Source organism: Alicyclobacillus mali NBRC 102425, from assembly GCF_001570745.1.
Lineage (GTDB): Bacteria > Bacillota > Bacilli > Alicyclobacillales > Alicyclobacillaceae > Alicyclobacillus > Alicyclobacillus mali.
The window spans coordinates 1-779 of record NZ_BCSG01000082.1; the positions used below are offsets into that span (position 1 = coordinate 1).

At 57.8% G+C, this 779-nt stretch carries 1 protein-coding gene; it reads left to right on the plus strand.

Annotation, left to right across the window (positions count from 1 at the left end):
- Nucleotides 1-779: IS66 family transposase (tnpC, locus tag AMA01_RS13460; protein ID WP_156468474.1), on the plus strand; the 779-nt coding region annotated here is incomplete at both ends.

The following is a 779-nucleotide window of genomic DNA, read 5'->3' on the forward strand; positions in this document are numbered from 1 at the left end:
CGGCAAGAGCAACAGTTTGCGCGGCACGGGTATCCGCTGTCCCGCCAAACGCTGGCGAATTGGGTGGTGCACGCGGCGGAGACGTGGTTAGAGCCGCTCTATGCGAAACTCCGCCAAGTGCTCTTGGCTCAGCGCTATCTACATGCGGACGAAACGACCCTGCAAGTGTTACATGAAGCCGGGCGCGCAGCGCAGACCCAGTCGTACATGTGGGTATATCGCAGCAGTATGAATGGACCGCCCATTGTCCTGTACGATTACCAGGAAACGCGAAGTGCGGACCATCCGCGGCGGTTCTTGGCAGGGTTTCAAGGGTATCTGCACGTGGATGGATACGCGGGGTATGAGGGCTTACCGGATGTCACCCTTGTCGGATGCTGGGCGCATGCGCGGAGGAAATTTGACGAAGCCCTCAAGGCAGTGCCTCCCAAGGAGCGAAAGGGCAAGACGGCGGCGGAAGAAGGACTGTCCTTCTGCAACGCGCTGTATGCGGTGGAGAAGAAGCTGAAGAACGTAAGCGTCGAAGAGCGGCAACGTGTGCGGATGGCCCAAAGTAAGCCCATCCTGGACGCGTTTTTGGCATGGCTTGAAAAGCAGGAACAGCAGGTGTTGCCGAAAAGCGCGTTAGGACGGGCGGTGAATTATGGCCTGAAGCAGTGGCCGAAGCTGATTCGGTATGTTGAAGATGGGCATTTGGAGATCGACAACAACCGCTGCGAGCGGTCATTGAAGCCGTTTGTGATCGGACGGAAGAACTGGCTTTTTGCCAATACGCCGCG